The organism is Shinella sp. M31 (assembly GCF_049199205.1).
Classification (GTDB): Bacteria; Pseudomonadota; Alphaproteobacteria; order Rhizobiales; family Rhizobiaceae; genus Shinella.
Map to the genome: position 1 here is coordinate 1 of NZ_JBLZPH010000080.1, position 5,948 is coordinate 5,948.

The 5,948-nt window shown below is 64.9% G+C and carries 5 protein-coding genes; 2 read left to right on the top strand and 3 right to left on the bottom strand.

The genetic code is table 11. From position 1 onward, the window contains the following. From ACOZKU_RS13685 to ACOZKU_RS13695, 3 genes are all read right to left on the bottom strand, one after another. A partial coding sequence (locus ACOZKU_RS13685) for an NCS2 family permease (RefSeq protein WP_421579352.1) occupies window positions 1-909 on the bottom strand: 909 nt, incomplete at its 3' end. Between the two features lie 272 nt (window positions 910-1,181). Next, the gene (locus ACOZKU_RS13690) at window positions 1,182-1,640 is read right to left on the bottom strand and encodes a YbaK/EbsC family protein (RefSeq protein WP_421579353.1); all 459 of its coding nucleotides are present in this window, start codon (window positions 1,638-1,640) and stop codon (window positions 1,182-1,184) included. Window positions 1,641-1,709: 69 nt separating this feature from the next. Continuing rightward, window positions 1,710-3,110 (bottom strand): DUF2793 domain-containing protein, encoded by a 1,401-nt coding sequence (locus ACOZKU_RS13695; protein WP_421579354.1) that lies wholly within the window; start codon window positions 3,108-3,110, stop codon window positions 1,710-1,712. Between the two features lie 238 nt (window positions 3,111-3,348). Here ACOZKU_RS13695 and ACOZKU_RS13700 point away from each other — a divergent pair, with 238 nt between their 5' ends. Together ACOZKU_RS13700 and ACOZKU_RS13705 are read left to right on the top strand one after the other, a co-directional pair. Beyond that, window positions 3,349-4,314, top strand: a complete 966-nt coding sequence (locus ACOZKU_RS13700; RefSeq protein ID WP_421579355.1) for a sugar-binding transcriptional regulator — start codon at window positions 3,349-3,351, stop codon at window positions 4,312-4,314. A gap of 58 nt (window positions 4,315-4,372) precedes the next feature. Next, the coding region (locus ACOZKU_RS13705) for a bifunctional aldolase/short-chain dehydrogenase (RefSeq protein ID WP_421579356.1) at window positions 4,373-5,948 on the top strand (1,576 nt) is incomplete at its 3' end.

The following is a 5,948-nucleotide window of genomic DNA, read 5'->3' on the forward strand; positions in this document are numbered from 1 at the left end:
GACGTAAGCCGTTGTGGAGCTGGTGCCCATCAGCGAGCCGGCGACGATCGCCGTGCTGTCGGCCAGAAGCGCGCGGCCGAGGCGGCTCTTCTTGCCTTCCTGGATGAGGTTGGCGCGCTTGGCGACGCCGATCAGCGTGCCGGTCGCGTCGAACACTTCGACAAGAACGAAGACCAGGATGACATGCACCAGGCCGCCATGCAGCGCGCCCATGATGTCGAGCTGCAGGAAGGTCGGCAGCATCGACGGCGGCGCCGAGACGATGCCCTGGAACTGGCTGACGCCGGTGACCCAGGAGAGGATCGTCACGGCAAGAATGCCGATCAGGATCGCGCCCTTGATGCGCAGCGCATCGAGCACGGCGATGATGAAGAAGCCGAGGATGGCGAGCAGCGGGCCGGTCGCCTTGAGGCTGCCGAGGCCGACGAGCGTTGCCGGGTTGTCGACGACGATGCCAGCGTTCTTCAGGGCGATGATGCCGAGGAACAGGCCGATACCGGCGGCAATGGCGCTGCGCAGCGAATGCGGAATGCCTTCGATCAGCCAGCTGCGCACGCCCGTAACCGTCAGGATCACGAAGATGAGGCCGGAGATGAAGACCGCGCCCAGCGCCTGCTGCCAGGTGAAGCCCAATGCCGCGACAACGGTGAAGGCGAAGAAGGCGTTGAGGCCCATGCCGGGCGCCATGCCGATCGGCCAGTTGGCGACGAGCGCCATGACGAGCGAGCCGAGGGCTGCCGCCAGACAGGTCGCGACGAAGACGGCATCCCGGTCCATGCCCGTAGTCGACAGGATATCCGGATTGACGAAGATGATATAGGACATAGTGAGGAAGGTCGTCAGACCCGCCACCACTTCGGTGCGCACGGACGTGCCGTGCTCACTCAGCTTGAACAGCTTTTCGAACATGTTTTCTCCCCCTGGCGCGGCCTGAGGCGGCACCGTGCTGAACCTCCGGGCAAATGCTCCTCCAGCAGCCCGGAACCAAGCCGACGCCTCGCAACTGCGAACCGCCTGCCCGCGAGACACCCCGCGTCCGCGCGCCGCTGTCCGCCGGAAGCCGGCCGCGGTTGATCACAGTTTCGTCATATTGCTTGTTTGGGCACAATTTTGCCAGCGGGGCATTTCCCCGGATTTTCGCGAAACTCTTTCACGATTAGCCCGCCGGGCCTCAGGTCACGTCACTCGCAGACGTCGACCCATTCGCCCTTGACGAGGCTTGCCATGCGGTCGGGCGCGATACGCACCGCCGCATTCGTCGCGCCCGCCGCCGGAACAACCTCCTCGAAGGCTTTCAGCGACACGTCGCAATAGACCGGAACCGGCGCCGGCAAGCCGAAGGGGCAGACGCCGCCCACGGGATGCGACGTGACGGCCAGCACCTGCTCGGCATCGAGCATGCGCGGCTTTGCGGCAAAACGATCCTTGAATTTCCGGTTGCTCAGCCGCGCCGTGCCTGCCGCGACCAGAAGCACGGTCTCGTCGCCGATCCGCAGGCAGATCGTCTTGGCGATCTGTTCGGGCGCCACGCCATGCGCCTCGGCCGCGAGTGTCACGGTCGCCGAACTCTGCTCGGTGACGACAACGGCGATGTCGGGGGCGTTTTCGGCGAAGAAGGTGCGGACGGATTCGAGAGACATGCCATTTCATAACCAGTCCGGCGGCCCCGATGCAAGGGCCGCCGGAAAGCAATGCATGCGATGCTTTTCTCAGGCGTAGATGCCGCCCGTCGGATTGGTGCCGACGGTGGAGCCGGGCAGATAGGTCGTCGCCTTGCCATAGGTGTTGATGACGCCGTTCGTCTCGGCAATGTAGCGGCTGCCTGTCGCCGTGCCGGAAACCGTCAGGTTCGAGAGCGCGATCGAGGCGCAATTGGCCGCCGCCAGGAAATGCGTGAAGGCGGGCGTGCCCGTCAGCGTGATCGTGCGGTTTGCCCCGACCACATAGCCCATGCCGATATTCATGTGCCTGCGCCCGCCGCCGGAAATCGTATAGTCCTCCTCAATGGCGATATGGCAGGGATTGTCCGCAAAGATATGATCCGCATTGGCGCCGACCGCGCCGAATTCGAGTTTGCCGGTGCGCAGATAGACGCCATTGCCCACGGAGAGCGCGTGGATGAGATCCGTGGCGATGACGAAGCGCAGGCCGGCGACGCGCACCTGCGCGCCGTTGCGAAAGCTCAGGCCCGAACTCAGGACGACCGAAGCCGGCGTCGTCTCGTTGCCCTTGATGATCAGCGTGCCCCCGCCGATGAGCGACCGGGCGACGGTGGCGCCGGCGGCATAGGTGCCGTTCGCCAGCTGGATCGTCACGTCGAAACTCGCGCAATCCAGCTTGTGCGCCTCGTCGACGGCCTTCTGCAGGGTCGCAAAGGCGGCGCCCGCGCTGAGGCCGGTGTTGCTGTCGTTGCCCGTCGTCGCGACATAATAGGTGCGCGCCGCGGTGAGCTGGATGCGCAGGCCCGTCGCACCGGCCGGGAAGGAAACACGCCCGGAGTTGCGGTCGACGGTGACGGCATCGACAAAGGTGGAGCCGTTCGCGCTCACCTTGAGGCGGAAATCGTCGCTTCCGGCCGTACCGATCTCAGCCCTGCCCGAAAACGCCGTCTGGAAGAGAATGGATGCGGTGTCCGTGGCTGCCGCCTTGTTGATCTTGAGCTGGTGCCCCGCACCCTCATGGGTGAACAGCGAGGCGTCGCCTGCGAGCGCGAGCCGGTTTGGTGCCGTCGCGGTCGCATTGAGGCCGAGCCTGTCCGGCAGGGCGACATTAAAGGCGGAAAGCGCCCAGTCGCTGGAACCGAAGGTGAGAAGCACATTCTCATCCACGGCATAGGCAAGCCAGCCGGTGCGCGGCATGTAGAACACCCAGACGCCATCCTGCCAGGCCGCGACATGCTTTTCGCGGCCCGCCCATGCGCCCGTGGCACCCGCCGGCACGATGTAGCGGACACCCGCGGCAGGCGGTGGCGGCGGTGTCGCGACGCTCCGGCTCGTCACGGCAAGCTGCACGACCGCATCCAGCGCCTTGATGGCCTCGTTATGGGTGACGTGTTTCTGCGCCTGGGAGGGAAGGATGTAGGGCAGGGCGAGATTTTCGGTTGCGTCCATGGTCGTCCGGTTTCCAGTTTGCGTTCGCACGATTTTAGGATGCCGCAGCAAACCGGGGAAAATCCGCAGCAATATTCGACCAGGGCCGCCCGAACGGGTTGCGTGGACGAGACGCTAGCAGATGAGCCTTCGGCGCACATCCGCAAACGCTTATCAATCTGATAGGCTTATGAAACACGCACATTGACTTTTGTCAGCATGAATGACTAATGTCAGAATACCGAACGAAAGAGCCGAAATGCCCGTCCGACCGAACGACCAGATCATTCACAAGGCCGCCTGGCTCTACTACACGCATGGCCTGCGACAAGACGAGGTCGCGCAGCGGCTCGGCATCTCCCGTGCCTCGATCGCCATGTATCTGCGCAAGGCGCGCGAGATGGGCATCGTCACGATCTCGACCTCCTCGGAACTGTTTTCCGATGACGTGCTGGCCCGCGAGCTGGAAGATGCGACGGGGCTCACCACGGCCTGGCTTGTGCCGGAAGACCGGCAGGCAATGGACCCGGCGGCGGAAATGCCCGTCGTCGCGGCTTCGGTCTTCCTCGAGCTCATCAACAAGGGCGACCGGATCGGCGTCGCCTGGGGCCGCACGGTCTATCACATCGCCGACGTCATGCCCTTCGCCGACCTGCGCGGCGTCACCGTCGTGCAGCTCTGCGGCAATCTCGGCGCGCCCTATTCCTACCGCCCGGACCAGTGCACGACGGAAATCGCCCGGCGCCTGAACGCCGAAGGCATCAACTTCTATGCGCCACTCGTGCTCTCCTCCGAGCGCCTCGCCGAGGAACTGCGCGGCGAGCCCGTCATCCGCGAGCAGCTTGCGACGATCTCGGATTGCAATCTCGCACTCTATTCCGTCGGCGGCATCGAAGATGACAGCCACCTCGTCAAATGCGGCGCGCTGTCGGCCGCCGACATGCATGCCATGGGCGAGAAGGGGGCCGCCGGCGTCATTGCCGGCCAGCTGATCGACCATGACGGCCAGTGGATGGACTGCAACCACAACCGGCGCTGCATTTCCGCCGATCTCGATTCCATCAGGGCGATCCAGAAACGCATGCTCGTCGTGCAGGAAGACAACAAATTCGAGCCGCTGATGGCGGCGCTGAAGGGCGGCTTCGTCTCGCACCTCATCGTCACCACGTCGATGGCGCGCCGCATTTTGGGACGCTGGGAAAAGGGCGGCTCGGGCAAGGCTTGAGCCAAATGTTTGGGGTCCGCCGATGCCGGCCGGGCCGGTTTATCGGGAGGCTGACACGATGGAAAATCTCTGGCGCGACGACGAGGCGGAAAAGGTCGTCGCGAGCTATGCCGCAAAGGGCGTCAACCGTGATCTGGCGCTGCGCACCTATACGACCCGCCTGCTCGGCGGCGAGCCCCGGCTCGTGCTGCATGGCGGCGGCAACACCTCCGTGAAGACCGAAGTGACCGATCTCGTCGGCGACACGCATGCGGTGCTCTGCGTCAAGGGCAGCGGCTGGGACATGGGCGTAATCGAGCCGCCGGGCCTGCCGGCGGTCAAGATCATCGCGCTCCTCAAAAGCCGCAAGCTCGACAAACTCTCGGACGAGGACATGGTGACGCTGCTGCGTGCCAATCTCATCGATCCCGCCGCACCGAACCCCTCGGTGGAAGCGCTGCTGCACGCCTTCCTGCCGCACAAATTTGTCGATCACACCCATTCGACCGCCATCCTCGCCATCGCCGACCAGGCGAAGAGCCGGGAGATGAGCACCGAACTCTTCGGCACAAAGATGGGCTTCGTGCCCTATATCATGCCCGGCTTCGCGCTCGCCAAGGCCGCTGCCGAAGTGTTCGAGCAGGACCCGACGGTCGAGGGCCTGATCCTCGACAAACACGGCATCTTCACCTTCGGCAACACCGCCAAAGAAGCCTATGACCGGATGATCCACTACGTCACGGTCGCCGAGGACCATGTGAAGGAAAACGGCCGCAACCCCTTCACGCCGGCCACGCTGCCGTCAAAGCTCGCAAGCCCGGCCGATATCGCCCCGATGCTGCGCGGCGCCGTCGCCGTCGACAAGGGCGAAGGCCGCTACGACCGCATGGTCAGCGTCTTCCGAGCCTCGCCGGCCATTCTCGATTTCGTCAACGCGGCCGAGGTCCGGGACATGGCCGCGCGCGGCGTCTCGACGCCCGATCTCTCCATCCGCATCAAGACCGGCCCGATGGTGCTGCCGGCACCGGCCAGCGACGATCTTGACGGCTACCGCGCCGTCATCGACCAGCATGTCGCTGCCTTCGCCGCCGACTATGCCGAATATTTCCGCAGCAACGACGCCCGCGACGACGTCAAGCGCATCATGCTGGACCCGATGCCGCGCCTGACGCTGGTGCCCGGCCTCGGCATGTTCGGCCATGGCCGGACCTTCAAGGATGCGACCATCGCCATCGATGTCGGCGAGATGTGGATCGAGGCGGCGCGCGATGCCGAGTCCGTCGGTCGTTTCGAGCCGGTCAGCCGTCCCGATCTCTTCGATCTCGAATACTGGTCGCTGGAACAGGCGAAGCTCGCCGGCGCCAAGCCGAAGCCCTTCACCGGCCAGGTCGCCATCGTCACCGGCGGGGCCGGCGCGATCGGCGCGGCCGTCGTCAAAGCCTTTGCCGCCGAGGGCGCCCATGTCGTGGTGCTCGATCTCGATGGCGAGAAGGCGGCAGCGGTCGCCAAGACGGCCGGCAACAACTCCATCGGCATCGCCTGCGATATCACCGATCCCGTCTCCGTCCGCACCGCCTTCGACAAGGCGGTCGCCACCTTTGGCGGTGTCGATATCGTCGTTTCCAATGCGGGTGCCGCCTGGGAAAGCCCGATCG